The sequence below is a fragment of the uncultured Idiomarina sp. genome (assembly GCF_964010655.1).
GTDB classification, from domain to species: Bacteria; Pseudomonadota; Gammaproteobacteria; order Enterobacterales; family Alteromonadaceae; genus Idiomarina; species Idiomarina baltica.
Genome location: NZ_CAXGLS010000016.1, coordinates 1 through 25,834 on the forward strand (window position 1 = coordinate 1; position 25,834 = coordinate 25,834).

Below are 25,834 nucleotides of genomic sequence, written 5' to 3' on the forward strand. Positions count from 1 at the left end.
AAGGGCTGATTGAAGAGACCCTGAACCAAGATGGTGGGGGCAAAGTGTTATTGATTGATGGCGGTGGATCTGTGCGCCGCGCTTTGATCGACCTCGCCATTGCAGAGCAAGCGTTGGATAATGACTGGGAAGGTATCATTTGTTATGGCTCAGTGCGTGATGTTGACTCACTTGAAGAACTGGATATGGGAATTTTGGGTGTTGCCTCGATTCCTGTAGGTGCCTCAAGCGAAGGAATTGGTGAAACAGATATTCCAGTCAATTTTGGCGGAGTAACGTTTCTACCAGAAGATCATATTTACGTGGATAGCACCGGCGTTATTTTATCTCCTGAGCCACTTGATATCGAATAATGCAAAAGCCTGAGTTTTTAATTACCGATGATTTAAGCCGCTACGTTAAACTTCGGCCACATGAAACAAAAGTCGGGCAGGCCATGAATGGTCTGCCTTCGGGGTCTTACTCTGAGGCGTTAGACAAAGCGTGGGAATTAGGACAACGCGTTGCCCTTGTTGGTGTTCCTGAGAGTATCGGTGTTAAAGGAAACCTCGGTCGCCCCGGTGCAGAGGGTGGCTGGCAGGCTTTCCTAGGTAGTTTTGCGAACCTTCAACATACGGGCTTACTTTCCACGCACGAATTGCTACTTGTCGGATCCGTCGACTGCAGCGATCTTATGAGTCAGGCAGAACCCTTAGACGCCAATAATGAACATGACTTACAAACGATTCGACAGCTTGTTGAACGTGTTGATGCGCGCGTTCGCGAAGTGGTTGAGCCGTTATTCGTACGCGGATTTGAAGTTGTTTTAGTCGGTGGTGGACACAATAACGCGTACCCGTTACTTAAAAGTCTCTCGACTGCTAAGCAGCAGCCTTGTGGGGCTATTAACCTCGATCCCCATGCGGACTTTAGAGCTCGTGAGGGTCGGCACAGTGGTAATGGTTTTAGTTACGCCTATGTCGATGGGGCTTTATCGCACTATCATGTTGTGGGCTTACACCAAGCCAAAAATTCAGCCTCAAGCCTGCGACAAATGGCTGATGCCGGTATGCGCTATCATGCGATCCACAGTATTATCGGGCGTCCTTTTGCGGAGGTCATGGATGAAGTCGCAGCTAAGTCAGTCAGTTGGCAACGTCCACTGGGTATCGAGGTCGATGTTGATTGTTTAACAGGCGTTCCCGCCAGCGCAGTTAATTATAGTGGCTTGAGCCTTGCGCAAGGATTTAGTTTCGTGAAACGTTTGGCCGAGCTCGAAGATGCTGCCTACCTGCACCTTGCTGAAGCAGCACCTTCATTATGCCCCACCGGTTTTGACGAGGGTCAAAAGCAAACGGGGCAAGTGTTAACTGAGCTCGTTATTGCTTATATGCTGGGACGTGAACGACGCCGTCGTACCAACGCTTAATCAGTGGATTCACGCCGAACTGATAAGTCAGTTCGGCGGCATCCTGAATGTCCCATAAAGCTAAATCAGCTTTCATACCTGCTTTGACTTCACCGACCTGTCCATGCATACCAAGCGCTTTAGCTGCGTTAACCGTGACGCCGCGCAAACACTCTTCTGGCGTTAACTTAAAGAAAGTCGCCGCCATTTGTAGCATCAGTTGCAAGTTGTGAATCGGCGACGATCCAGGATTAGCATCGGTAGCAATCGCCATCGGCACTCGGTGCTTACGCAGCAGTTCAATCGGCGGCACTTGGTCATCTCGCAGAAAGTAAAACGCTCCAGGCAGCAGCACTGCGACGGTACCGGACGTTGCCATGGCTTGAACACCTGCTTCGTCGAGTTGCTCTAAATGATCGGCCGAAAGCGCTTTAAATTGTGCTGCGAGCTGAGCACCTTGTTGATTCGTGATTTGCTCGGCGTGTAATTTGACGGGCAAACCTAAGGATTGAGCCGCTTCAAATACGCGTTTTGTTTGCGCAGGTGAGAAACCAATTGATTCACAGAACGCATCAACGGCATCCACCAGTCCCTCATCAGCAAGCGTTGGGAGAATACGTTCTACTATTTCGTCGATATAGCCGTCGGCGTTATTTGTGAATTCGGGTGGAATCGCGTGAGCCGCCAGCAACGTGGTTTTCACTCGTACGGGTAATTGTTCGCCGACTGCGCGCGCCACTCGTAATTGCTTACGCTCGGTCTCGAGGTCAAGGCCATAGCCCGATTTAATCTCAAGAGTTGTTACACCCTGTGCGATAAGTGCTTTAGCTCGCTTTAGTGCCAGTTGTAATAGCTCATCATAGCTTGCCTCTCGGGTTGCTCGCACGGTCGCGGCTATCCCTCCACCAGCTTGTGCTATCTCAGCGTAAGTAGCGCCATGCAGCCGCTGAGCAAACTCGTTAGCACGCGAGCCAGCCCAGACCAAGTGAGTATGGCAATCAACTAACCCCGGCGTCATTAAACCACCTTGGCCGTCAATCACTTCCGCGGTGGGTGTGGACGGGGCATCAAACGCAGGTCCTGCCCACTCGATGTGGGTGCCGTTAACAATCACGATGGCATCTTCAATCAGTCCATAGTCGGACAGTTCAGCATCTAAAGTAACTAGTTGAATATTTTCGATTCGTTGCATGATGTAAGGCTCTTAGGATTCTGTTTGGCTAGATGTGTTAACTAGATTAGCAAATACAGGTTGTATAGACAAATGATCTGATCTAAACTTTTTGTCATGTTCAACGCTTATGCCGCTGGGTGTCCTATGGCCAAGTTTTCCAATATAAAGCAATTCATTTACGACAAAATCGAGACCGGCGAGTGGCCGGAGAATCACCCCGTTAGTTCTGAAAACGTTCTTGCCGAACAGTTTTCTGTCAGCCGCATGACCGCTCGTCGCGCCTTGCAGGAATTAGCAGATGAGGGACTTGTGATTCGAACGCAAGGCGCTGGCACGTTTGTGGCACCGATTAAATCGCAAACATCGTTCATGGCGATTAAGAACATTGCTGATGAAGTGCGCGACCGAGGTCACGAATACCGCGCTAAGGTCCATCATTTACGAATTCAGGATGCGTCGAGTCAAGTCGCCGAGGCGTTACAAATTGAACCGGGCAGCGAAGTCTTGCACTCCACTATTACGCACTTGGAAAACGACTTACCGGTGCAGTTAGAGGAGCGCTATGTAAATCCCAAACTGGTGCCCGACTACTTAAAGCAGGATTACACCAAAGTGACGCCCCACGAATATTTATGCGTGGTTACGCCGCTGACTGAAGCGAGTCACCAGATTGAAGCGATTCATCCGATTTCGTCGGTATGTCAGTTGCTGCAAGTGAGTCGTGACGAACCGTGTTTAAGAATTATACGTCGGACATGGAGTTCCGGCGGCGTCGTGAGCTACGCCATCCTGACTCACCCAGGCTCGCGATTCAAATTGGGCGGACATATGAACTTTGATGCGCCAAAACTAGATTAAAAAAGGAGTTAATAATGTCATTTACCCGTTTAGATAAGTCGCGCGTTATCCGCGCTGATCGCGGCGCAGAATTAACCTGCGCAAATTGGCAAATTGAAGCTGCCAAGCGCATGTTAATGAATAACCTTGATGAAGAGGTGGCAGAGCACCCGCAAGCGCTCGTCGTATACGGAGGTATTGGTCGTGCAGCACGCAGCTGGGAGTGTTTTGATAAAATCGTTGAAACGCTTGAACGGTTAAAACCGAACGAGTCACTATTAGTCCAATCTGGCAAACCAGTCGGTGTATTTCCGACTCATGAGAACGCGCCGCGTGTGCTGATTGCTAACTCTAATTTGGTACCCGAATGGGCGAATTGGGAGCACTTTAACGAACTCGATAAAAAGGGTCTGATGATGTACGGTCAGATGACCGCTGGTTCTTGGATCTATATAGGTTCACAAGGCATTGTTCAAGGCACCTATGAAACCTTTGGTGCGGTAGCGCGCAAACACTTTGAGGGTGATGCAACCGGGAAATGGATTCTAACCGGTGGCCTCGGCGGCATGGGTGGTGCTCAACCACTGGCCGCAACGATGGCGGGCTTTTGTATGCTCGCGGTTGAGTGTGATGAAAGCCGCATCGACTTTAGACTTCGCACACGTTACGTGGACCACAAAGCGACCAGTTTGGATGAAGCGCTGGAATTAATGAACAACGCTATGGCGGAAGGTAAGGCCATTTCGGTTGGATTACTCGGGAACGCCGCTGACGTGTACGAAGAACTAAAACAACGGAACGTAACGCCCGATGTGGTGACTGACCAAACCTCAGCGCATGATCCCTTGCATGGTTATCTACCTCAGGGTTGGACACTCGAAAAATATCAGGCTGAGCAAGATAACGATCCACAGGCGACTGTGCTTGCAGCCAAACGCTCAATGGCAGTGCAAGTGAAAGCAATGTTGCACTTCCAGCAACAAGGCGCTGCCGTACTGGATTACGGCAACAATATTCGCCAGATGGCTCAAGATGAGGGTGTTGCTAACGCCTTTGATTTCCCAGGCTTCGTACCAGCCTATATTCGTCCGTTATTCTGCGAGGGTATTGGCCCGTTCCGTTGGGTCGCGCTTTCAGGCGATCCAGAAGATATTTACAAGACCGACGCTAAGGTCAAAGAGCTGATTCCTGATAACCCACATCTGCATAACTGGCTGGATATGGCGAAAGAACGCATTAGTTTCCAAGGCTTGCCTTCACGTATTTGCTGGATTGGTCTGAAGGACCGTGCCCGTATTGCGAAAGCGTTTAACGAAATGGTGCGTAACGGTGAATTAAAAGCGCCTATCGTCATTGGTCGTGACCATCTCGACAGCGGCTCGGTTGCGAGCCCTAACCGTGAAACTGAAAGTATGGCGGACGGCTCCGATGCTGTATCTGATTGGCCGCTACTGAACGCACTCTTGAACACCGCAGGCGGCGCGACTTGGGTCAGCTTACACCACGGCGGCGGCGTGGGAATGGGTTATTCCCAGCACGCGGGTGTGGTTATCGTTGCCGATGGCACCGACGAAGCTGAGCAACGTTTGGGCCGTGTGTTGTGGAATGACCCGGGCACCGGGGTGATGCGCCATGCGGATGCTGGCTACGATATCGCGAAGAACTGTGCGCAAGAACAGGGGCTTGATTTGCCCATGCTCGAGAAATAAGGAGTAACAATGAGCCAATTTCCATTAAATCCTGGTCAGCTTACATTGGCTGACCTCCGTGCGTGGTACTTCGAACCACAGCAGCTTGAGCTCGCGGAATCCGCTATCGAAGATATTGAGCGATCGGCAGCGACTGTACAAAAAGTATTGGATAAAGGGCGCGTTGTTTACGGTATTAATACCGGCTTCGGCTTGCTCGCCAATACACGCATTCCACCCGAAAAGTTAACCGACTTACAGCGCCGTATTGTGCTGTCACATTCGGTCGGTACGGGTGAGCTTATGGACGATGAAGTCGTCCGTCTAATGCTATTGCTAAAAATAAACTCGTTGGCGCGCGGCTTCTCGGGTATTCGCCTAAAAGTTATCAATGCGCTTACTGCGCTACTGAACCATCAGGTCTATCCGTGTATTCCGAGCAAAGGTTCGGTTGGAGCATCCGGTGATCTCGCGCCTCTGGCACACATGGTGCTGCCGTTGTTAGGAGAGGGCGAGGTGCGCGTTAATGGTGAACGTATGCCCGCCACAGAAGGCTTGGCAAAAGCTGGTTTAGAACCGTTCGAGCTGGCGCCAAAAGAAGGCCTCGCGTTGTTGAACGGCACGCAGGCATCGACCGCATTGGCATTAGCGGGCTTATTTAAAGTGGAGCGTGTGTTCCATAGCTCTATTCTTGTAGGCGCCTTGTCAGTGGAAGCGGCGATGGGGTCACGCGCACCGTTTGACGCGCGTATTCACCAAGTCCGCGGACAAATCGGACAGCAACAAGTGGCGGCTGCATTCCGTGATATCCTGACTGATAGCTCTGAGATTGCTAAAGATCACGAAAATTGTGAGAAGGTTCAAGACCCTTACTCGTTGCGTTGCCAGCCTCAGGTGATGGGTGCGGTTTATGATCAATTGAAGCACGCAGCGACGATTTTAGAACGTGAAGCGAACGGCGTGACCGATAACCCACTCGTGTTTAGTGAGCAGGAAGATATTATTTCAGGTGGTAACTTCCATGCTGAGCCCGTGGCTATGGCGGCAGATATTATTTCTATCGCGGCGAGTGAGATCGGTGCAATGTCAGAACGTCGTGGCGCGCTATTGATTGACAAACATCTGAGCAACTTGCCTGCGTTCCTAGTCGAGGAAGGTGGTGTGAACTCGGGCTTTATGATGGTGCAAGTGACTGCGGCAGCGCTTGCCTCAGAAAACAAAACCTTAGCTCATCCAGCGTCGATTGACAGTCTGCCAACCTCAGCGAATCAAGAAGATCATGTTTCCATGGCAACCTTTGCAGCGCGTAAAATCAGTGATATTGCTGACAATATCGCCGATATTGTTGCTATCGAGTGGTTGGAGGCTGCGCAAGGCTTAAACTTTAGACGCCCACTAAAAGCCAGTGCAAAATTAGAAGAAGTGTTCGCTATCTTACGTGAACAGGTCGACTACTATGCGGAAGATCGCTATTTTGCACCGGATATTAAGGCGGCGAGTGATTTGATTAAGTCGGGTCGCTTAGGCGTGACGCTAGCGGACATAACGCCCGCTTAATCACGTTTAGCCAACACGACAAAACGGCCTGTAAATTCAGCCACAGGCCGTTCATCATCCATGATCTGGGCTTTCATCATCATACGCGCGTTCTTACCCTCTTTTAGCGCTGAAAAATCGCCTGTTACGTCACTCAAATAAGCGACCGCGCGCGGCTCTCGTGTGACCGGTTTATGATAGTGAATATTACCATCTCCTAGTACAACCGATCCTTCGAGTTCTCTCTCTAAAAGTTGCAGATGCAACAGCCCCCAACACGTTAATGTGCCGAGCGAGTAGATGCTACCAGCAAACATCGTACCGTGTACGTTGATGTTACGTGACAGTTGAGCACGCGTTTCGAACATGCGTCCGGTGTATTGATGAATTTTGATCCCCATCGCGTCAGATATAGGAATCTCTTTTGTCCATGTATTTTGTAGTTCTTCACACCATTCAGGGCGATAGATAATACGGTTTTGTTCACTGAACGACTTCTTCAATTGGTGTTCTGCCATCGGATTTTTGACGGTATCCGCTTCCTCCACCACCTGGTAACCACATCTTTTATAAAAACCAATGGTCGTATCACGTGAATTAATAATGACGTGAGTGGCACCTTCGGCGCGAGCTGCGCTTTCGAGTGCAAAAATAATCGCAACACCATGACCTTCGCCTCGATATTCAGGCGCGGTGGCCATGAAGCGAATTTGCGCTTCCTCTGGGCTATTAAAATGTAAACGTCCGACCGCAACCGGCTCACCTGCTTCGTTGACGACCATGCGGTGCAAACCGACCTGATCGTACTCATCTTGCTCAGAACCTAGCGGGCGCTGAAAGGGTTCACGCAATACGCGCCATCGGAGATGAAAGTATTTTTCAAAGTCGGTGTCGGTAGTCGGGGTTATCACTTTATACATATTAATCTACTCGTAGTTCAAAGGTGACAGGTCCGTCATTTACCAAACTGACTTGCATATCGGCACCAAATTGACCGGTTTCTACATGCACACCCTGTGATTGGATATGGTCGCAAAATACATGGTACAACGTCTGTGCTTCGGATGGGTGAGCTGCGCTCGAAAAACTGGGACGGCGCCCTTTACGAGTATCGGCAGCGAGCGTAAATTGCGACACAACTAGAGTCGGATAGCCCTTGTCGACGAGGCTTTTATTCATTTTGCCTTCAGCATCAGTAAACACGCGGTAGTGGATAATACGCTCGGCAAGACGTTTGGCTTTTTGCTCGTTATCACCCTGGTCAACACCCAGTAATATCAATAACCCAGCGTCGATTCCGCCAACCTTGTTATTATCGACATCTACCTGAGCACGGCTTACGCGCTGAATTAAACCTATCATGCTATCTACTCTTGCTTGTGAAAAAGTATATGGTTGTCGATTCTATCGCACAGATCAATCTGACTGCGTACGCTTTTTATGGATTAAACGGTATTCCTCCAGACTCACTGTCATCTCTGCACCTGCTAAGACAATCAACCATGACAAATAGATCCAAACGATGAGTATAGGCACCGTGGCAAGCGCACCATAAATCGCCTGATAGGTTGGGAAGTGGGTGATGTACAGCGAGAATAATTGTTTACTGACCTCGAATAGAATAGCTGAAAAGGCGGCACCAAAAGCCGCATAGCGGAATTTAACGGGTCGATTAGGCACGAGTTGGTAGAGCAATACAAAGGCGATGAAACTCGTCACGACCGGTACTGCGGACAGCAAAAAGCTACGAATCCCCGAAACATAAGTTTCTGCAAACTGAGACAGCGAGACTAAGTAAGACGTTGCCGCCAATCCCGTACCAATAAGAACAGGGCCGAGTGTCAAAATCATCCAATAAATGGCAAAAGATACTGTCCAACGTCGGCTGCTGGTATCGCGCCAGATATTATTTAACGCAGAATCTATCGCCGAAATAAGGGCGACAGCCACAAAAAATAGGAATGCGATACCGACGGCGGTCATCTGTGATGCATTACCAACAAACTCATCGATATATTCTTTTAGCTGCTCACCCGAAGTGGGCAGCAGGTTAGCAAACAGCGCACTCTCTATGTTGTTTTTGAGGTCATCGAAGACTGGAAAGGCCGAAAACACAGTGAATGTGACCACTAATAATGGCACTAGGGACAATAAACTGACATAGGTGAGATGGCCGGCGGTCACGTTAATTGAGTCGGACTGACTGCGAAGTGCGACATGCCGAGAAAATTTAAAACCGTGTTTAAGCCAAAGTTTCCAGTTCATATTGGTCAAAATTACATATCTCTGCGTACGATGAATGAGTCTTATATTGATGGAGAACGCACAAGATGGCAATTGTAGTCTTTGGTGCCGCAGGTGGTCTCGGGCTTTCATTAACGAAAGCGCTTAAGCAAAAGTTCAACGATAGCACCATTATCGCAGTATCGCGTCAGCCAATTAACCAACGCGTCGCCGGTGTACATTACACGACGATAGAGGATTACACCGCTGAACCCTTAGAACAGTGGGTCACTGAATTTAATCAGCGCGGTGAAGTGCTTGAGGGCGTTGTTTCGACGGTAGGCATGCTGCATGACGATGATACGTTCCCAGAAAAGCAGCTCGACGATTTAAATGAAGCAAACTTGAGTAAGCTCTTTAGCGTTAATGCTGTCATGCCGTTAATGATTCTTAAAGCGTGCAAACCGCTGTTGGACAAGAAGAAGAGTCGTTTTTTCATTCAACTGTCAGCGAAAGTTGGTAGCATCGAGGATAATTATTTGGGCGGTTGGTACAGCTACCGGGCCAGTAAAGCGGCTTTAAACATGTTAGTCAAAACTGCATCAATTGAACTTAAACGCTCACATAAATCTTTTGTGGTTGCCGCAATCCACCCAGGCACGACAGATACCGATCTCTCGAAACCATTTCAAAAGCGTGTGCCCGAAGACAAACTTTATTCGCCTGAACTTTCGGCGGATCGCATTGTTAAGGTGATTCAGGGGCTCACGGCTGAAGATTCCGGTGGCTTATTTCATTGGGATGGCAAACGACTGCCCTATTAAGACTTGTATTCATTGTGCAACCAATGCATTAATATGAGGTCGTACGGGGGGATTTCATTTATCTCGACAGGGGGTTTTATGCGTTACATTTTAGCTGTTTTGATTCCACCGCTCGCGGTGTTGACGACAGGACGGATTTTCCAACTCTTATTTAACGTGATACTCACAGCGTTGGGTATCGTGCTATTTGTTTTTTCATTTGGCGCTTTAGGTTTAGTTTATATCCTTGCGATCATTCACGCGATTTTGGTCGTACGTAGTTACAACCAAGATAAACGAGATGAACGACTGGTTCGCGCCGTAAGGGGAGACTAATGAAAAAGCTGGCGTTAAGTATTTTTACGTTGTTGTTCTTAGTGGGTTGTCAAAGCGCCTACTATGGAGCGATGGAGAAATTGGGCATCGAGAAGCGCGATATTTTGGTCGATCGTGTTGACGACGCCAAAGAGGCACAAAGCGATGCTCAAGAAGAGTTCAAATCGGCTCTCGAGCGCTTGGATGCGCTGCTGCAATTTGACGGTGGTGAACTCGAAGAACGCTACAACGCACTGCGTGACGATTATGAGGCAAGTAAGTCTGCGGCTGAGCGTGTCAACGAACGTATCGAAGAAGTCGACGACGTGGCTCAAGATTTGTTTGATGAATGGAGCGAAGAGCTAGAGCTTTACAGTAATGATGCCATGCGCCGCGAGAGTGAGCGACGTCTGCGTGAGACAGAACGTCATTATGGCGAACTCATTCGCGTGATGGAACGAGCGGCTGGAAAGATGGACCCTGTGTTACAAAAGATGCAAGACAATGTGTTGTATCTCAAACACAATCTGAACGCGCGTGCTATCGACGCAATTCGCGGTGAATTTAGTCGTTTACAGACCGATATCTCAGACCTAATTGATGAGATGGAGTCTGCCATTGATGAGTCTAATCGCTTTATTGAAAGCATGAACAGCGGTGCTTAACCCACTTTTACAGGAGTTTTCATGAGTATTTTGTTTATCGGCGGCAGTCGTCGTAAAGAGTCAATTAATGCAAAATTAAAGCATCGCTTGGTGCAGGTTGCCGAAAAGCACACGTTTGATTTTGAGTTACTCGATGCTGACGCATTAGATGCGCCGATCTATCATGGCGACCACGAGCAGGCAGAAGGTGTTCCTAAGGCAATGCAACAGCTGGCAAAGGCTGTTGCGGCGGCTGATAAAGTTGTGCTTGTCAGCCCAGAATATAACGCCTCTGTTTCGCCACTGATTAAAAATGCGATTGATTGGACGTCGCGCGTTGACGGCCAGGTATGGAAAGGCAAAAAAGTGTTACTGGCAGCTGCCTCACCCGGTGGACTGGGTGGTATCCGTGGTCTCAGCCATTTGCGCGATATCCTGGGTAATGTTCAGGCGTGGACTGCTCCTCTTTTTGCCTGCTGTCCTAATGCTAATGATGAGACCATCGCGGCAATGGACGAAGATTTTCTATCGACTTTCCTTAGTCAGGGTGACTAATGAGCCTCTCGGATATTTTGGTGTTTGAGCACATGGCGCCCTTCACTTGGAAGGGCATTTCCACCGCGATTGCCAGCGGTGCCATTGTAGGGCTTGAGCGGCAAATTCGAGGCAAACCTGTCGGTATTCGAACTTCAGCACTGATCACACTCGGCACCTACGTCTTCTTAGTGAGTGCCAAACTAGTTATGAATGATCACACCGACGCGTCACGTATCATCGGGCAAGTGATCACGGGCATTGGCTTTCTTGGTGCGGGCGTGATGCTTGCCAAAGACGGAGTGGTAGTCGGCGTTACATCGGCGGCCACCATCTGGATGCTCGCAGCAATCGGCGTTGTTGCCGGTTTAGGGTTATACCCTATAGCTTTCGCTTTAGCACTGATCGTTGTGGTGGTATTAGTGGGCGTTGACTTGCTAGAAGAGAGTTTTCAGTCGCTTACGCGCGGCGTTCATCAGAAGTACGATGGCTGGCGTAAGCGCCGCGCAGATAGTAATGAGCCTTAGGCTTTTAGTCCGATGATATACGTATTTATGGCTGCTTCACCATACTCGACAAGAGGGAAGTAGCCATCATCCATTAACCAGTTGTAAATCAGCCCATCGACTAAGCCAAATAATCCGATAACCGCAATGCGTGGGCTCACTTGGGGTGGCAACTGACCCTCGTTAACCGCTTTCTCGAATAACGCTTCGACATCACAGATACAGTCATTGCGGCCACTCAAATGGCGTAACTTGATCGGATTGACCTCATCAATGTATTCACATTTATGCATTAAAATATTTGCGAGTGCTTGCACGCGCGGATCGGTGGCAACACGGTTTAAAAACTCATTGGTGCGTTCCTGTATTTCGACGAGCGCATCGAACTCAGGTTGTTGTGCAATTTGCTCGCGCATCTCATCAATGGGCAAACGCACACGCTCCATTAACGACTCAATCAACGCCATCTTATTACTAAAATGGTGGTAAATAGCGCCTCGAGTGACACCTGCAGCTTCGGCGACCTGTGCCATTGACGTATGGGTGACACCTCGCTCACTAAATACACGCTCGGCCGCATCAAGCAGCTGTGAGCGAGTCGCGAGCGCATCTTCTTTTGTACGCCTAACCAAATTACACCTCATCAAATTAGAATACAGTCTGATTATAGCGATTTTCTGCTTATCATGCATTATTGTATGTATATTTTGTGTACATGTTCATATTTGACAACTGAGTCATTTCGATAGACTCTGAAAGGGCATTTGGAGCAGAACAAGTCTAGTAGTGGCGTTGTTACGTATAATTACTGTGTATACATTAATGGACAAGCAAGGAGACAGTGCATGAAAAACGAGATCGATTTTCGTCTTATTTTAGATGCTTATGAGAAGATCCATGAGCATGGCGAGGCAAAGCAAGGCAAGCACGTCCTTGATGGTATTACTGCGTATACTGACCATGATGGCTACACGGTATTTTTGGAAGGCCACGGCGTAAAACTGACGCTAGAGTTTCATAACAAATACCGGTTAGATTACGACAATGGCAAGCAGTTCGACCAATTCATTCGTGCGCTTAAAAATATCAGTGAAGGCTACGAAACCCCAGGTTTGGAGCGTGGATGAGTAATAAGTCGTATACAGTTTTAGAAGAAGTCGCTCATGCGCTAACGCATGGCATAGGGGCGGTGCTGAGCATCGTTGGGCTCGTGGTGATGCTGGTGTGGTCTGTCGCTTATGGCGATACTTGGCACGTGGTGGCAGCGAGTATCTATGGGGCTAGCCTCATTTTGCTCTATACCGCCTCAACGCTTTATCACGCCTTTCCTTGGCCGCGTATTAAGGCTGTATTCCAACAGTTAGACCACGCCGCTATATTTGTACTTATTGCGGGCACCTACACACCCTTTGCGCTAATTAACCTGCGTGGACCTTGGGGTTGGTCACTACTCGGTGTGGTTTGGGGAATCGCATTATTCGGCGTGATTCTAGAGTTGGTTGTGAAGAATCCACCTAAGTGGTTGTCTTTGACGTTGTATCTTGGACTCGGCTGGATGGCGTTGGTCGCCATTAAGCCGATGCTCGATAACGTTGATACGGGCGGCTTACTACTGCTACTTGCAGGGGGGCTTGCCTACACCTTAGGCGTGATATTTTACGTACGTAAGCAGATGCCTTACCACCATGCGATTTGGCACTTATTTGTGCTGGCCGGGAGCATCCTACATTTCTTCTCGATTTTTTATTATGTGTTGCCGCAGCCCGAATTAATAGCAGCACAATGACTTTTATATCACCCATAAAAAAACCCGCCGGTTGGCGGGTTTTTTGTGTGTCATCACATAGACACTTAGCTTTTCGGCTCGCGACTCGCACGCTTACGCTCGTTTTCAGTCAGCATACGCTTACGAATACGGATAGATACCGGCGTTACCTCGACCAGCTCGTCATCGTTAATGAACTCAAGCGCTTGCTCAAGTGTATAACGGATCGGTGGGCTCAAGGTTTGTGCATCATCAGTACCTGAAGCACGTACGTTAGTCAGCTGCTTACCTTTCAAACAGTTAACAGTCAGGTCATTTGAACGGTTATGAATACCGATGATTTGACCTTCGTATACTTCGTCACCGTGTGATGCGAACAACTTACCACGTTCTTGCAGGTTAAACAGTGCGTAAGTCAGTGCTTTACCCTGGGCGTTTGAAATCAACACGCCGTTCACACGTTGACCGATAGTACCGCCTTTATGCGGACCGTAGTGATCAAAGGTGTGGTACATCAAACCGGTACCTGAAGTCAGGGTCATGAACTCGGTTTGGAAGCCAATCAAGCCACGGCTAGGTACTTCAAAGTCGATACGTACACGGCCTTTACCATCTGGGTTCATGTCAGTCATCTCGGCTTTACGTAAGCCAAGTTTTTCCATGACAGCACCTTGGTGTTGGTCTTCGATATCAACCGTCAGTGTTTCGTACGGTTCCATCTTCTGACCATCTTCATGCTTGATGATAACTTCTGGACGCGATACTGCGAGCTCGAAGCCTTCACGACGCATGTTCTCGATCAAAACACCCAAGTGTAATTCACCACGACCCGATACACGGAATTTATCCGGGTTATCAGTCTCTTCAACACGCAGCGCAACGTTGTGAACCAACTCTTGCTGCAAACGCTCAAGGATCTGGCGAGAGGTTACGAACTTACCTTCTTTACCTGCGAACGGAGAGGTGTTGACCTGGAAGGTCATTGTTACCGTTGGCTCGTCAACCGTCAGCGGTTTAAGCGGGTTGGGTTTACCCACAGCGCATACTGTGTCGGAGATTTTTAATTCACCTAAACCCGTGATTGCACAGATATCACCTGCGTGCGCAGCTTGCGCATCGATACGGTCTAAACCAAGGTAGTTAAATACCTGGCCAACTTTACCATTGCGTGTTTCGCCGTCGGCACCCACGATAGTGACTTGTTGGTTAACCTTAACGCTACCTTGAGTAACACGGCCGATACCGATAACACCTAAATAGCTTGAGTAGTCCAACTGAGAAATCTGCATTTGCAGATCGCCTTCAGGATCCGCATCTGGATGACTGACTTGGTCAACGATAGTTTCGAACAATGGCGTCATGTCGCCGCCTGATTGTTCTGCATCCAGACTTGCCCAGCCATTTAATGCTGATGCATAGATAACAGGGAAGTCCAACTGCTCATCGGTCGCGCCAAGGTTGTCGAACAAATCAAACACTTGATCCATGACCCAGTCAGGACGCGCGCCCGGACGGTCAATTTTATTAATAACGACGATTGGATTAAGCCCGTGAGCAAACGCTTTTTGCGTTACAAAGCGTGTTTGCGGCATTGGACCATCAACAGCGTCAACGAGTAGCAAAACTGAGTCAGCCATTGACATGACACGCTCAACCTCACCACCGAAATCGGCGTGCCCAGGGGTATCTAGAATGTTGATGCGGTAGTCTTGCCAGTTGATCGCTGTGTTTTTAGCGAGGATGGTAATACCGCGCTCTTTTTCTAGATCGTTTGAGTCCATGATGCGCTCTTCAAGCTCACCACGGCTCTCTAACGTGCCAGATTGTTGAAGCAGCTTGTCGACCAATGTCGTTTTACCATGGTCAACGTGCGCAATAATCGCAATGTTGCGAAGTTTATTAATATCAAATGCCTGAGTTGTCATTAAGAACAGCCTATTGATGTCGGAAAGTGAACAACGTTGTCTAAACCGACAAGGGGTTGATGAAAATAGCGGCGTATTCTACCTGTTTGCTAACGATATAAAAAGGGGCTGTTGAATTTTTCATCAGAATGACATGAATCAATAGGAATTAATGCTTATTTGCACCAAAATGGTCTACAATGAACCAAATTGGTGCAAATTTTAGTTGTTTTCAACGTTTCAACGGAAGTCTAATTTATTAAAAAACTTTAAAAACAATGAGTTATATATTTGGCACGTGGATTGCAATCCAATATGCATCCTAAGAGGTACACAACAATAGCTGTATAAAACTGGATTTAATCAGTTATTGATATATGTTTATTTTGACTTTTGATATTCAAGATTCCGCTGGAGGAAAACATGTCAGCAAGTAAGATTTTCGACGCCATTAAAGAGCATGACGTCAAATTCGTCGACTTACGCTTTACCGATACCAAAGGTAAAGAACAGCACGTCACAATCCCGGTGTCGCAAATCGACGACGATTTCTTCGAAGAAGGTAAAATGTTCGACGGTTCTTCAATCGCTGGCTGGAAAGGTATTAACGAGTCAGACATGGTGTTGATGCCAGACGCAGAGTCGTTGGTACTCGACCCGTTCACCGACGAAATGACACTGAACGTACGGTGTGACATTTTAGAACCTGATACCATGCAAGGCTACAGCCGCGATCCTCGTTCTATCGCGAAACGCGCAGAAGAGTTCTTGCAAGCATCAGGCGTGGCTGACAGTGCATTCTTTGGTCCTGAACCAGAGTTCTTCTTATTTAATGATGTGCGTTTCCACACCGACATGAGCGGTTCGTTCTACAAGATCGATGCCGAGGAAGCAAAGTGGAACTCGGGTCGTGAATACTCAGAAGGTAACTTGGCGCACCGTCCGGGCGTAAAAGGCGGTTACTTCCCAGTGCCTCCGGTTGACTCTGCGCATGATATTCGTGGCACCATGAGCTTGGTGATGGAAGACATGGGCTTGGTTGTTGAAGCTCACCACCACGAAGTGGCGACAGCGGGTCAGAACGAAGTGGCAACTCAGTTCAACAGTCTGACTAAGAAAGCCGACGAAATTCAAATCTACAAATATGTTGTGCACAACGTAGCGCACTCCTATGGTATGACCGCGACCTTTATGCCTAAGCCATTGGTCGGTGATAACGGTTCGGGTATGCACGTTCATATGTCACTGGCGAAAGATGGTCAAAACCTGTTTGCCGGCGACCAGTACGCAGGCTTGAGCGAAACCGCGTTATATTACATTGGCGGTATCATTAAACACGCACGCGCTATCAATGCGTTTACTAACCCATCGACTAACTCGTACAAACGTTTGGTACCTGGGTTTGAGGCGCCTGTTATGTTGGCTTACTCAGCGCGTAACCGTTCTGCATCGATTCGCATTCCATTGGTATCGAGTGCTAAAGCGCGTCGTATCGAAGTGCGCTTCCCTGACCCAAGCGCGAACCCATACTTGTGCTTCACCGCACTATTAATGGCGGGCTTGGACGGTATCCGTAACAAGATCCACCCAGGCGATGCGATGGACAAAGACTTGTACAACCTACCACCGGAAGAAGCGAAAGATATCCCAACAGTATGTCATTCACTTGAAATGGCACTGGATGCATTGGATAAAGACCGTGACTTCCTCAAGCAAGGCGGTGTGATGGATGACGACATGATCGACGCATACATCGGCCTCAAGTACAACGAAGTAGAAACATTGAAGAAAACAACACACCCTGTTGAATTCGATATGTACTACAGCGTTTAAATTAAGACGGTTGCAAGAAGGGAGGCAAAGCCTCCCTTTTTAAGCCGTGTATATGCACCAAATTAGTGCAGGCTATTGTGGAGTGTATTTAAGTGAATCTGGCGTCCATATTGAATCAGCTACTGACCGGTGTGGTCATTGTCGACGATCAATGGATCGTGCGTTACGTCAACGCTGCAGCTGAATCGATTTTTGACCATAGCGCCAAGCGTCTTATTGGTGAGCCTTTTGCTGAGGCATACTACGAGAGCGACCTACCATTAAGTACACTGCAGAATTGTTTGTCCGAAGACCAAACCGTGGTGAACTCCGAAGCCAGCTTCTTTCTTCATTCGGGGCAAAGGGTGACTACTGAAGTCAGTATTCAGTCATTGCATGATGATGCAAAAAAGCACTGGCTTATCGAGCTCAAACAGGTCGACTTACAACGCCAGATTTCACGTGAAACACAGCAACAACAGCAGCTATTTGCTACACAGTCATTGTTACGTGGGATGGCGCATGAAATTAAAAACCCATTAGGGGGCCTGCGGGGCGCTGCGCAATTGCTGGCACTCGAATTGCCAGATGAAGAATTAAAAGAGTATACCGACCTTATTGTGACGCAAGCCGATAGGTTACGTACTTTGATTGATCGCATGATGGGCCCGGTACAAGCCGAGCAAAAACGTGAAACCAACCTGCATGAGCTACTCGAACGCGTGGCCAAAACCGTGCGTTACGAATACGGCGAACGTCTTAGCATAAAACGTGACTATGATCCTTCATTGCCTGAACTGTGGGCAATGGCTGAATCCTGTGAACAAGTTTTCTTAAATATCGCGCAAAATGCGGCTCAAGCACTGAATGGTGAGGGACAAATTACTTTTAAATCGCGCATTGAGCATCAATTGACGTTATTGGGGCGTCGTTATCGTCAATGTGCAGTGATCAGTATTATCGATGATGGCCCGGGTATCGATGATGCAATTAAGGCGAGTTTATTTTACCCAATGGTGAGCGGTCGAGCCGAAGGCACGGGTTTGGGGTTATCCATGGCGCATAGTTTAGTTCATCAACACCAAGGCAAAATAGAGGTCGACTCCGAGCCGGGAAACACGGTGTTTAGGATATACCTCCCGTATCAACGACAAGTTACTGAGGAGGCGAATCTATGAGCCAAGCGCAACACCTATGGATTCTAGACGATGACCCCTCTATTCGATGGGTACTTCATAAAGCATTTGAACGCTCGGGTTATCAAGTGCAAGTCTTTGAGCGTGCCGATGAACTCACGCGAGCGCTTGATTCGAAAGTTCCCGATACCATTATTAGTGATATTCGTATGCCGGGCACCGATGGCTTAGCCTTGCTAAAGCAAATAAAACAACGAGACCCTGATTTACCCATCGTGATTATGACCGCTCATTCGGATCTGGATACCGCGGTGAGTGCTTTCAAAGGCGGTGCCTTCGAGTATTTAGCTAAGCCCTTTGATATTGAGGAAGCTCGCAACGTGGTTGCGAAAGCAATGGCGCATCGCAGTAAACCTGAGGTGAGGGTCAGTGCGCAGCAAGCGAATAATGATATTATTGGCGAGTCAGCCCCTATGCAAGATGTATTTCGTGCCATTGGTCGGCTGTCGGCTTCGAGCGTAAGCGTATTGATTACGGGTGAGACGGGCACGGGTAAAGAGCGCGTTGCGCGTGCATTGCACAAACATAGTCCACGATCAGATAAGCCGTTTATTGCATTGAATATGGCAGCCATTCCAGCCGACTTGGTTGAATCCGAGCTGTTCGGTCACGAGCGAGGCGCATTTACCGGGGCTGATAAAAAGCGTGATGGACGGTTTTTACAAGCCGATGGCGGGACGCTATTTTTAGATGAAATTGGCGATATGCCACTTTCGGTGCAAACCCGCTTATTGCGTGTGTTAGCCGAAGGTCAGTTTTATCCAGTCGGTGCGCATCAGCCGGTACAGGTTAATGTGCGGGTCATCGCCGCTACCCACCGAGATTTAAAAGAGGCTGTTGCAAACAACGAATTCCGTGAGGACTTATATCATCGACTCAATGTTATTCAGTTGCGGTTGCCTGCCTTGCGTGAACGCAAGCAGGATATACCTTTGCTGGCAAGGTACTTTTTAAAGCAGTCAGCTATTGAGCTCGAAGTGAGCGAGAAACAGTTATCAGACGCAGCGTTGGCGCAACTTGAAGCATACGTGTGGCCGGGTAATGTAAGGCAGCTCGAAAATGTGTGTCGTTGGCTTACGGTGATGGCGCCCGCACAACAAGTCAGCCCCGATGAACTGCCCCATGAGCTTCTAGAACAGAGCGAACAGCTGGAAAACGGTCAATCGACAGGGAATTGGCGCGAGTTACTGGCACACGAGTTGCGCACACAAACCCATAACTATGATAATATGACACCTATTATACAGGATGTTGAGCGCATCGCCTTGCGCATTGCACTGGAGAAGTGCGACGGACACAAGCAAAAAGCCGCACATTGGCTTGGCTGGGGGCGCAATACGCTAACGCGCAAGCTCAAGTTATTGAGCAAGTAAATCTTTGTAAAGAGAGTCGCGTTACGCTGTGCTATTTTAGAAGATGGTCTTTACACTTTAAACGGGACTCAATTGACCATGACACATTCTGTTCTACTCATTGATGACGACCATGAAATGTCAGCGATGCTGACCGAGCTCTTTAAACGAGAGGCGGTCGAGCTGACCGTAGTTGATGATGGCGTTAAAGGACTGGATGCCGCTTTAAACGGGGACTTCGAGCTGATCTTGTTAGACGTCATGCTGCCCGGTATTGATGGTATGCAGTTATTACAACGCTTACGTCAGCAACATCGTGATACCGCAGTACTGATGTTAACCGCGCGCGGAGATGATGATGACCGTGTAATGGGGCTCGAGCTCGGCGCAGACGACTATTTACCCAAACCATTTAATCCGCGTGAGTTAATAGCACGCGTACGAGCGCTACTACGCCGAACGGCTAATACCATGATGCAAAACGAGGTATTAACGGTGAGTGGCTTTACACTCGATCCGAGTAAGGCAGAAGTCACCTGCGACCGCCAGCCGTTGGTCATGACACCGACAGAGTTTGATATTCTGCGTTGTTTGATGCAGCAAGCGGGACAAATGGTGAGTAAAGACCAACTCTCGGTGGCTGCGCTGGGCCGTAAGATGGGGCCGTTTGATCGTAGTCTCGACGTACATATCAGCAATATTCGTAAAAAATTACCGGCTAATCCTGAGCGCATTCAAACCGTTCGTGGTCGGGGATATCGTCTCGTCAACGAATAATGAAGCCGCACCGTAAACGCCCGATCCGCTGGTACCAATCGCTTACGCTGCGGTTGCTCCTGCTGTTTTGGGCGTTACTGTTTTTAACCGCCAGCAGCGGTTACTTGCTTGCGGTCTGGAATAAAGTCACACCCGAAGTTAAACCTATCGCGGAACCCATTCGGCGGACCTTAGCACCGTTACTCGAAAATGAGCTGACCTATCTTTCTTTGCAGCCTGGACGTTTATTGACAGGTGATTATCGCGTTGCAGCCCGAGTACTCGCGCAAGGTCAGCAAAAGTTGATGATGGATGAGTTCCTATCGCAGCGTTACCGGCAAACCATGTTGCGCTTTTTAAACTACGATGAGCCGATGCAAATGCCACTCGAAGATCGTTTGTTGATAGGTCCTTTCGAGTTTAAAGGCAATAAGCTTCTAATCACTCGTCCACTAAAAGCGTCGGAGTGGACTGATCGTGAAGAAGCAGAGCAAGAGTTGATGCGGGCGCGCAGTTGGACGTTGGTGGGCGGTAGTTTAGCGATTGCGATTTTGCTAGGTATCTGGCTGATTCGACCGATAAAGCGCATGATCCGAGCTACCCGTGAGGTTGCTCAAGGTAGTGCTGAGCCTGAGTTAGGCCAGCTGCCTCGACGTAAAGATGAAGTGGGCGAGCTGGCGCGAGCCCTAGCGCAGACAGCGCGCGATCTTGCTATTTCTCGTGATGCGCAACGGCGCTTATTAAGTGATGTGTCACACGAATTGCGTTCGCCGATGGCACGGATGCAAGTCGCCCTCGATCTCAGCGAAGATGAGCATCAAGAGGATGCACATTGGCAACAGTTGCGTCGCGATAGTGAGCGCTTGAATCAAATCATTGAACGTATCTTGTCACTCTCGAAACTTGAGAACGGCTTAATCAGCTTAAATACGCATACCGTTGATCTGCGCAAGTTGGTGCAACGGCTTGTCGACGACACCTTGTACAGTCATCCTGAATATAAAGATCGGCTCGTTATTCGCGAGGGCGATTGGCGCGAACTTGAGAGCGATGATGAGCTGATCCGGTTAGTGTTAGAAAATATTATGCGTAATGCCCTGCACTACACCGACAAAGCGGTCGAGTTTGGTTGCGAAAAGCATGGCAAGTGGTTGCAGCTTTATGTGCGTGACCATGGGCCTGGCGTTGATGAAGAAACCATTGAGAAGCTATTTGAGCCGTTTTACCGCGGCGACCCGTCGCGTAAGCATCAGGCAGGTGTCGGTTTAGGTTTAGCGTTAAGTCAGCGCTCAGCGTTGGTTCTAGGCGGTCAACTGCGTGCACGCAATCATCCACAAGGAGGACTAGAAGTTATCTTGGATTTACCGTTAGACTAGGGCTTAATCATAGCGACGGGAATCAAAGCGGATGATCCGACCGGCGGATAATGAGCCCAAGTGGCTCGAATTTTATCACCAACATATCGCCCCTTTCTGGGCGGATTCAGTTGAGCACATTTATTTAGACGCAGCGGATGGCCTGCGCCTTTTTTATGCCTATCATAAAGTCAGCGATACAGCGCCACTACTGGTGATTTCAACGGGTCGTATTGAGGCGGCGATTAAATACCAAGAAGTGATTTGGGAACTGGCGCAACAAGGTGTTTCCTGTGCTGTCATCGATCATCGCGGGCAAGGTTTATCAGAGCGCATGACGAAGAATAGCCATCAGGGTCATGTCGCAAACTTCCGCGATTTTATTGATGACTTTAGTGTATTCATGAATCACATCGACGAGCGCTTTCCTAAAGCGTCTCGTTATGCACTTGGGCACTCGATGGGCGGAGCGATTTTATCCTGGGCGTGTTGTGAGCAGGATTTCAAATTTAAGCATTTGTTTTTGACGGCACCGATGTTCGGCATCAGAACAGCCGGTATTCCAGCAGCGATTGCGCGTGCGATTGCTGGCGCAGGTCGCTGGTTAAACGAGACTATTGCACCGGATAACCCGTGGTATTTCTTAGGTATGAAGGACTATATTGCGATTCCTTTTGCTGAGAATGTGTTGACCCACAGTGAGCAACGTTACCAAGTATTTCGCGAAGCCTATGAAAGCGAGCCCCGGGTTAAACTCGGCGGACCGACGTTTGCTTGGTTACATGAAGCACTGACGACTTGTAAACAATTGCAGGGCATGGGGAGCCAACTCAAAGTAACGGCGACATTGTTCAATGCGGGCGCCGATGTGGTGGTGAGTAAAAAAGCGCAACAGCGTTTTGCTAACAGTGCGGGCGGCAACGTTGAGTTTTGCTCGATCAAAGGAGCGAAACACGAATTAATGATGGAGAGCGACGATTATCGACAGCCCATCATGGATTCGATCTATGCCAGACTCAAGTCGAGCGACGCTCAGTAATTGAACCCTCAACATAGGCAATAATTTCGGGATCCATGTGAACAATAATGTCGGCACTCGGGAACGCCTTCATCAGTGCACTTTCGACCTCATCAGAAATCGCATGGGCTTTGAGAAGAGATAAGTGATTATCGAGTTCAATGTGGAGTTGAATAAAACGTGTTGAACCCGCCTCACGAGTACGCAGGCCGTGGATCCCTAAAACACCGTCAATGGCTAGCGCTGTATCCACCACTTTCTTTTGTAAGTTTTCGGGCAGTTCGCGATCCATCAACGAGTTAAATGCCTCAGTGCCGATGCGAATCGCCCCCCAGATTAGATACAACGCAATTAAAATGGCAAACACGCCATCCGCCCAGTGCATGCCAAATTGGCTCAGTACCAGCGCAACTAAAACCGCCGCGTTGAGTAAGATATCAGACTGATAATGCAAATGATCGGCTTTAACTGCTTGCGAGTCGGTGACGCGGATGGCTATCCGTTGAATCACCAGTAATACCATGGTGATGACGATGGCTGCCACACTGACCCAAATACCCGTTTCTAAGTTAGGTAGTTGTGAATCGTCCATCCATTGTTGCGCACTGTGAAAAATAAGTAGCATGCCTGAGCCAGCGACAAAAGCACTTTGCGCTAACGCGGCAAGGGATTCGGCTTTACCGTGGCCGAATCGGTGCTCATCATCTGCGGGTTGCAAAGAGTAACGGATGGCGAAAAAACTAAAAATCGAGGCACCACTATCGAGCAACGAATCAGTTAACGAGGCGAGCATACTCGCCGACTCAGTATCAAACCAAGCGTAGAGTTTCATGGCTATCAGCAAAGCGGCCGTAGTGACCGATGAAGCACTGGCGAGCTTTACCCAAAAAGCGTATTGATGCTTATAACTCGTTCGAGAATTCAATTCGATACACACCTCGTATTAAGATAATGGTATTCTAGCGTTTTTTAAGTAGCTGATAAAATCACTATGTTGCATTTGGTCTTATTTGAACCGGAAATACCACCGAACACGGGTAATGTTATTCGCTTGGCGGCGAATACGGGCATGCAATTGCATCTTATCGAACCACTGGGTTTCGACTTAGATGAGAAGAAGGTGCGCCGTGCTGGCTTGGACTACCACGCCCTTACCCAAGTGAAAATCCATAAAAATTGGTCGGACTTTCTAGAAAACGTGGATTATAACCGCATTTTTGCGTGCACGACGAAAGGCTCAACACGTTACACCGAGGTCGCGTACGAGGAAAATGATGTACTGTTGTTTGGTCCCGAAACGCGCGGGTTGCCGATGGACGTTTTACAGACATTTCCGCAGGAAAATTGGTTACGTCTACCAATGGTGCCAGATAGCCGGAGCTTAAACTTATCAAATTCAGTCGCGATTTTTACGTATGAAGCCTGGCGTCAGTTGGGTTTTAAGGGCGCGGTATAGCGTTTTTAATTGCTTTATCAAACAGACTGCGCAGTAGCTGACCTTGTGCGTTGTCTTTGAATGCTAAATAGAGTGGCACTTCGTCACTCAACGCATAACGTTCATACGGCGTCTCCATCCAGTCTGGTAAGTTGGCCGCGTAATCGACAACACCTGCAACTCGACCCATATCCAATAGTGCAAAGCAGTCTAATGACGTATTCGCGGTGTAAATATTGGCATTTGAGGGTAGCAATGAGTGTTGATAGTCGCCACCCGCAACGCACAAACTTACATTCTTGTGGTCAAGCGTATCGTCTATCGCTGCTTGAGTTTTGCTAAATAGATATACAGGCGCACTGCGAGCGAAGGCATGTTCTGTTTTGATAAAGCGTTGATCAATCTGTTCTTCTCGGATTCCAACGAGAACTTGTGCTTTCCCGGAGTCAACGAGTTGTTTAGCACGCGGCCAGTTCGAAGTTTCGGTTTCAACCTGTTCAGCCCAATCGGCAGTTAGTTCAATGAACCGTTGCCACAAGCTTCCTTCACCGTCCATCTCGGTTTGCCGGGGCATTAACGCACTGGCACCAATTAATGGATTTGGAATACGAACGGGCGTGATGGGACGCGCGATTTTTGATTGATACGTTTCTCGCAATGCCGTGATCCTACCGGTCGCTTGCATTAGTTTTAGAGTGCTTAATAAGTCAGGAATGAGATCTGCGTGCTTCTTATGTAGATAGTGATAGCCTTGATAGCGCTTAATTTCGTAAACAATCAAATCATCGCGGTCATGTAGCGCGGAACCACGATACTGAAAATCAGCCATCAGCGCTGCTTCAACGCGGCCCGCATCCATTAGCTTGATTACCTGCTCTAATTTGATGGGCTTTGCAATCGGAATATCCAGTTGGTAAGAATCAACCACTTCATCACCGGCGCGTAAACCACTTAAGTAAGCCAAATTACTTAACTTATCGGGCGTACAGACACCACACTGTGAAGGGTCGGCGATAAGAAGCAAGGAAAACTCATAGATCGGAAAATCGACACGAATGAGATTGGTGAGTTGCTCAGATAGTCCAGGAATGCGCCCTAACTCACCAGCAATGATCCCCTCGGAAGCCAGCTGTTCGCCGCGTAGGCGCGGCAAAGACTCATAGCGTAGTTTAATATTAAGTTCAGCATAGGCTTCTTCTAATATCGACTGAACGAGCTCCGGCAATGGACCGTCTTGCGGCGCTCGAAAGACGAGCGTTTGGGTTGTTTGCTCATCGTCTAATTTTAAGTCAGTCGATAGGTTGCTTGATGATTGCTGCGCATGAGGCTGCCCACTTACAAAAAAAAGCGTAGAAAAAACGATAGCGCGAAATAAGTTAATCACCAGAACACAGAACCTTGGTCAATTTGACCTCAGAAGTATATCAATTGCAGGGTATTATGCACAGCATTTACAAAAATCCAACACCCGCAGGGTGATTGAATTTATTCTTCTTATTGAGGTCAGAGCAGATGGGGTCGATGTTGATAAAACTGAGAGCGATTTTTATCCATTGACCCGTTATACTAGGATTCATTAACCCGCAACTTTGCA

General features: G+C 48.5%; 27 protein-coding genes. 19 read left to right on the forward strand and 8 right to left on the reverse strand.

What is annotated here, in order from left to right:
* On the forward strand, positions 1–353 hold a 353-nt coding region (rraA, locus tag ABNS04_RS05820), incomplete at its 5' end, for a ribonuclease E activity regulator RraA (RefSeq protein WP_272977707.1).
* Positions 353–1,408 carry a formimidoylglutamase gene (locus tag ABNS04_RS05825; protein ID WP_006954584.1) on the forward strand — a complete coding sequence of 352 codons (1,056 nt, stop codon included), beginning with the start codon at positions 353–355 and terminating at the stop codon, positions 1,406–1,408. The genes rraA and ABNS04_RS05825, both read left to right, overlap by 1 nt.
* Here ABNS04_RS05825 and hutI read toward each other — a convergent pair.
* Positions 1,359–2,579 (reverse strand): imidazolonepropionase, encoded by a 1,221-nt coding sequence (hutI, locus tag ABNS04_RS05830; protein WP_272977706.1) that lies wholly within the window; start codon positions 2,577–2,579, stop codon positions 1,359–1,361. The two genes, ABNS04_RS05825 and hutI, sit on opposite strands and share 50 nt — an antisense overlap.
* A gap of 126 nt (positions 2,580–2,705) precedes the next feature.
* Between hutI and hutC the strand changes: the two genes are divergently transcribed.
* From hutC to hutH, 3 genes are read left to right on the forward strand one after another with little or no spacing between them, the layout of a single operon-like run.
* Positions 2,706–3,419, forward strand: coding sequence for a histidine utilization repressor (hutC, locus tag ABNS04_RS05835; protein ID WP_272977705.1), 714 nt, complete (start codon positions 2,706–2,708; stop codon positions 3,417–3,419).
* 14 nt (positions 3,420–3,433) lie between these two features.
* The gene (gene hutU, locus ABNS04_RS05840; RefSeq protein ID WP_006954581.1) at positions 3,434–5,107 is read left to right on the forward strand and encodes a urocanate hydratase; all 1,674 of its coding nucleotides are present in this window, start codon (positions 3,434–3,436) and stop codon (positions 5,105–5,107) included.
* 9 nt (positions 5,108–5,116) lie between these two features.
* Positions 5,117–6,643, forward strand: coding sequence for a histidine ammonia-lyase (gene hutH, locus ABNS04_RS05845; protein WP_272977704.1), 1,527 nt, complete (start codon positions 5,117–5,119; stop codon positions 6,641–6,643).
* On the opposite strand, the gene ABNS04_RS05850 is transcribed toward hutH, so the two are convergent.
* Genes ABNS04_RS05850 through ABNS04_RS05860 form a run of 3 tightly spaced genes read right to left on the reverse strand, consistent with a single transcriptional unit; the run spans position 6,640 to position 8,887 of the window.
* Positions 6,640–7,542: a bifunctional GNAT family N-acetyltransferase/hotdog fold thioesterase gene (locus ABNS04_RS05850; protein WP_006954579.1), complete on the reverse strand. Its 903-nt coding sequence runs from the start codon at positions 7,540–7,542 to the stop codon at positions 6,640–6,642. The genes hutH and ABNS04_RS05850 overlap by 4 nt on opposite strands.
* A 1-nt stretch (position 7,543) precedes the next feature.
* Positions 7,544–7,984, reverse strand: coding sequence for a D-aminoacyl-tRNA deacylase (dtd, locus tag ABNS04_RS05855; protein WP_272977703.1), 441 nt, complete (start codon positions 7,982–7,984; stop codon positions 7,544–7,546).
* 54 nt (positions 7,985–8,038) lie between these two features.
* Positions 8,039–8,887: a virulence factor BrkB family protein gene (locus ABNS04_RS05860; RefSeq protein WP_006954577.1), complete on the reverse strand. Its 849-nt coding sequence runs from the start codon at positions 8,885–8,887 to the stop codon at positions 8,039–8,041.
* A gap of 65 nt (positions 8,888–8,952) precedes the next feature.
* Between ABNS04_RS05860 and ABNS04_RS05865 the strand changes: the two genes are divergently transcribed.
* The 5 genes from ABNS04_RS05865 to ABNS04_RS05885 all read left to right on the forward strand — a co-directional run bounded on the left by ABNS04_RS05865 (position 8,953) and on the right by ABNS04_RS05885 (position 11,668).
* Complete coding sequence (locus ABNS04_RS05865) at positions 8,953–9,669, forward strand: SDR family NAD(P)-dependent oxidoreductase (protein WP_272977702.1); 717 nt, start codon at positions 8,953–8,955, stop codon at positions 9,667–9,669.
* Positions 9,670–9,747: 78 nt separating this feature from the next.
* Positions 9,748–9,984, forward strand: a complete 237-nt coding sequence (locus ABNS04_RS05870) for a YqaE/Pmp3 family membrane protein (protein WP_110575410.1) — start codon at positions 9,748–9,750, stop codon at positions 9,982–9,984.
* Complete coding sequence (locus ABNS04_RS05875) at positions 9,984–10,628, forward strand: DUF2959 domain-containing protein (RefSeq protein WP_006954574.1); 645 nt, start codon at positions 9,984–9,986, stop codon at positions 10,626–10,628. Before ABNS04_RS05870 ends, ABNS04_RS05875 begins: the two co-directional genes overlap by 1 nt.
* 21 nt (positions 10,629–10,649) lie before the next feature.
* Positions 10,650–11,162, forward strand: a complete 513-nt coding sequence (locus ABNS04_RS05880) for an NAD(P)H-dependent oxidoreductase (protein ID WP_006954573.1) — start codon at positions 10,650–10,652, stop codon at positions 11,160–11,162.
* Entirely contained in the window at positions 11,162–11,668 is a 507-nt protein-coding gene (locus ABNS04_RS05885; protein ID WP_272977700.1) for an MgtC/SapB family protein, read from the forward strand. Before ABNS04_RS05880 ends, ABNS04_RS05885 begins: the two co-directional genes overlap by 1 nt.
* Here ABNS04_RS05885 and ABNS04_RS05890 read toward each other — a convergent pair.
* Positions 11,665–12,279 (reverse strand): TetR family transcriptional regulator, encoded by a 615-nt coding sequence (locus ABNS04_RS05890; RefSeq protein WP_272977698.1) that lies wholly within the window; start codon positions 12,277–12,279, stop codon positions 11,665–11,667. The genes ABNS04_RS05885 and ABNS04_RS05890 overlap by 4 nt on opposite strands.
* Before the next feature lie 213 nt (positions 12,280–12,492).
* On the opposite strand from ABNS04_RS05890, the gene ABNS04_RS05895 reads away from it, so the two are divergent.
* Complete coding sequence (locus tag ABNS04_RS05895) at positions 12,493–12,774, forward strand: DUF3081 domain-containing protein (protein ID WP_006954570.1); 282 nt, start codon at positions 12,493–12,495, stop codon at positions 12,772–12,774.
* Complete coding sequence (locus ABNS04_RS05900; RefSeq protein ID WP_006954569.1) at positions 12,771–13,433, forward strand: hemolysin III family protein; 663 nt, start codon at positions 12,771–12,773, stop codon at positions 13,431–13,433. Before ABNS04_RS05895 ends, ABNS04_RS05900 begins: the two co-directional genes overlap by 4 nt.
* 65 nt (positions 13,434–13,498) lie before the next feature.
* Here ABNS04_RS05900 and typA read toward each other — a convergent pair whose 3' ends face one another.
* Positions 13,499–15,337 carry a translational GTPase TypA gene (gene typA / locus ABNS04_RS05905; protein ID WP_272977697.1) on the reverse strand — a complete coding sequence of 613 codons (1,839 nt, stop codon included), beginning with the start codon at positions 15,335–15,337 and terminating at the stop codon, positions 13,499–13,501.
* A 402-nt stretch (positions 15,338–15,739) separates the two neighbouring features.
* Here typA and glnA point away from each other — a divergent pair, with 402 nt between their 5' ends.
* From glnA to ABNS04_RS05935, 6 genes are all read left to right on the forward strand, one after another.
* Positions 15,740–17,149, forward strand: coding sequence for a glutamate--ammonia ligase (gene glnA, locus ABNS04_RS05910; RefSeq protein ID WP_006954567.1), 1,410 nt, complete (start codon positions 15,740–15,742; stop codon positions 17,147–17,149).
* A gap of 92 nt (positions 17,150–17,241) precedes the next feature.
* Complete coding sequence (gene glnL, locus ABNS04_RS05915) at positions 17,242–18,306, forward strand: nitrogen regulation protein NR(II) (protein WP_006954566.1); 1,065 nt, start codon at positions 17,242–17,244, stop codon at positions 18,304–18,306.
* Positions 18,303–19,697 (forward strand): nitrogen regulation protein NR(I), encoded by a 1,395-nt coding sequence (gene ntrC / locus ABNS04_RS05920; RefSeq protein ID WP_348671224.1) that lies wholly within the window; start codon positions 18,303–18,305, stop codon positions 19,695–19,697. The genes glnL and ntrC overlap by 4 nt, the downstream gene beginning before the upstream one ends.
* Positions 19,698–19,775: 78 nt before the next feature.
* The gene (locus tag ABNS04_RS05925) at positions 19,776–20,453 is read left to right on the forward strand and encodes a response regulator transcription factor (protein ID WP_006954564.1); all 678 of its coding nucleotides are present in this window, start codon (positions 19,776–19,778) and stop codon (positions 20,451–20,453) included.
* The gene (locus ABNS04_RS05930; protein WP_006954563.1) at positions 20,453–21,808 is read left to right on the forward strand and encodes a HAMP domain-containing sensor histidine kinase; all 1,356 of its coding nucleotides are present in this window, start codon (positions 20,453–20,455) and stop codon (positions 21,806–21,808) included. The genes ABNS04_RS05925 and ABNS04_RS05930 overlap by 1 nt, the downstream gene beginning before the upstream one ends.
* Positions 21,809–21,839: 31 nt before the next feature.
* On the forward strand, positions 21,840–22,826 hold the full coding sequence (locus tag ABNS04_RS05935; RefSeq protein WP_272977440.1) for an alpha/beta fold hydrolase: 987 nt from the start codon (positions 21,840–21,842) through the stop codon (positions 22,824–22,826).
* Here the strand turns inward: ABNS04_RS05935 and ABNS04_RS05940 are convergent.
* A complete protein-coding gene (locus ABNS04_RS05940; RefSeq protein WP_272977441.1) occupies positions 22,804–23,730 on the reverse strand; it encodes a cation diffusion facilitator family transporter in 927 nt (308 codons plus the stop codon). The genes ABNS04_RS05935 and ABNS04_RS05940 overlap by 23 nt on opposite strands.
* Before the next feature lie 66 nt (positions 23,731–23,796).
* Between ABNS04_RS05940 and trmL the strand changes: the two genes are divergently transcribed.
* The gene (gene trmL / locus ABNS04_RS05945) at positions 23,797–24,261 is read left to right on the forward strand and encodes a tRNA (uridine(34)/cytosine(34)/5-carboxymethylaminomethyluridine(34)-2'-O)-methyltransferase TrmL (protein WP_006954560.1); all 465 of its coding nucleotides are present in this window, start codon (positions 23,797–23,799) and stop codon (positions 24,259–24,261) included.
* Here trmL and ABNS04_RS05950 read toward each other — a convergent pair.
* Positions 24,245–25,624 carry a hypothetical protein gene (locus ABNS04_RS05950; protein WP_006954559.1) on the reverse strand — a complete coding sequence of 460 codons (1,380 nt, stop codon included), beginning with the start codon at positions 25,622–25,624 and terminating at the stop codon, positions 24,245–24,247. The genes trmL and ABNS04_RS05950 overlap by 17 nt on opposite strands.
* Between the last annotated feature and the right edge of the window lie 210 nt (positions 25,625–25,834).

Bases quoted from the DNA above. Each gene is read 5' to 3' on its own strand.
- ABNS04_RS05825 (WP_006954584.1), top strand. From the start codon at position 353: ATGCAAAAGCCTGAGTTTTTAATTACCGATGATTTAAGCCGCTACGTT.
- hutI (WP_272977706.1), bottom strand. From the start codon at position 2,579: ATGCAACGAATCGAAAATATTCAACTAGTTACTTTAGATGCTGAACTG.
- hutC (WP_272977705.1), top strand. From the start codon at position 2,706: ATGGCCAAGTTTTCCAATATAAAGCAATTCATTTACGACAAAATCGAG.
- hutU (WP_006954581.1), top strand. From the start codon at position 3,434: ATGTCATTTACCCGTTTAGATAAGTCGCGCGTTATCCGCGCTGATCGC.
- hutH (WP_272977704.1), top strand. From the start codon at position 5,117: ATGAGCCAATTTCCATTAAATCCTGGTCAGCTTACATTGGCTGACCTC.
- ABNS04_RS05850 (WP_006954579.1), bottom strand. From the start codon at position 7,542: ATGTATAAAGTGATAACCCCGACTACCGACACCGACTTTGAAAAATAC.
- dtd (WP_272977703.1), bottom strand. From the start codon at position 7,984: ATGATAGGTTTAATTCAGCGCGTAAGCCGTGCTCAGGTAGATGTCGAT.
- ABNS04_RS05860 (WP_006954577.1), bottom strand. From the start codon at position 8,887: ATGAACTGGAAACTTTGGCTTAAACACGGTTTTAAATTTTCTCGGCAT.
- ABNS04_RS05865 (WP_272977702.1), top strand. From the start codon at position 8,953: ATGGCAATTGTAGTCTTTGGTGCCGCAGGTGGTCTCGGGCTTTCATTA.
- ABNS04_RS05870 (WP_110575410.1), top strand. From the start codon at position 9,748: ATGCGTTACATTTTAGCTGTTTTGATTCCACCGCTCGCGGTGTTGACG.
- ABNS04_RS05875 (WP_006954574.1), top strand. From the start codon at position 9,984: ATGAAAAAGCTGGCGTTAAGTATTTTTACGTTGTTGTTCTTAGTGGGT.
- ABNS04_RS05880 (WP_006954573.1), top strand. From the start codon at position 10,650: ATGAGTATTTTGTTTATCGGCGGCAGTCGTCGTAAAGAGTCAATTAAT.
- ABNS04_RS05885 (WP_272977700.1), top strand. From the start codon at position 11,162: ATGAGCCTCTCGGATATTTTGGTGTTTGAGCACATGGCGCCCTTCACT.
- ABNS04_RS05895 (WP_006954570.1), top strand. From the start codon at position 12,493: ATGAAAAACGAGATCGATTTTCGTCTTATTTTAGATGCTTATGAGAAG.
- ABNS04_RS05900 (WP_006954569.1), top strand. From the start codon at position 12,771: ATGAGTAATAAGTCGTATACAGTTTTAGAAGAAGTCGCTCATGCGCTA.
- typA (WP_272977697.1), bottom strand. From the start codon at position 15,337: ATGACAACTCAGGCATTTGATATTAATAAACTTCGCAACATTGCGATT.
- glnA (WP_006954567.1), top strand. From the start codon at position 15,740: ATGTCAGCAAGTAAGATTTTCGACGCCATTAAAGAGCATGACGTCAAA.
- ntrC (WP_348671224.1), top strand. From the start codon at position 18,303: ATGAGCCAAGCGCAACACCTATGGATTCTAGACGATGACCCCTCTATT.
- ABNS04_RS05925 (WP_006954564.1), top strand. From the start codon at position 19,776: ATGACACATTCTGTTCTACTCATTGATGACGACCATGAAATGTCAGCG.
- ABNS04_RS05930 (WP_006954563.1), top strand. From the start codon at position 20,453: ATGAAGCCGCACCGTAAACGCCCGATCCGCTGGTACCAATCGCTTACG.
- ABNS04_RS05935 (WP_272977440.1), top strand. From the start codon at position 21,840: ATGATCCGACCGGCGGATAATGAGCCCAAGTGGCTCGAATTTTATCAC.
- trmL (WP_006954560.1), top strand. From the start codon at position 23,797: ATGTTGCATTTGGTCTTATTTGAACCGGAAATACCACCGAACACGGGT.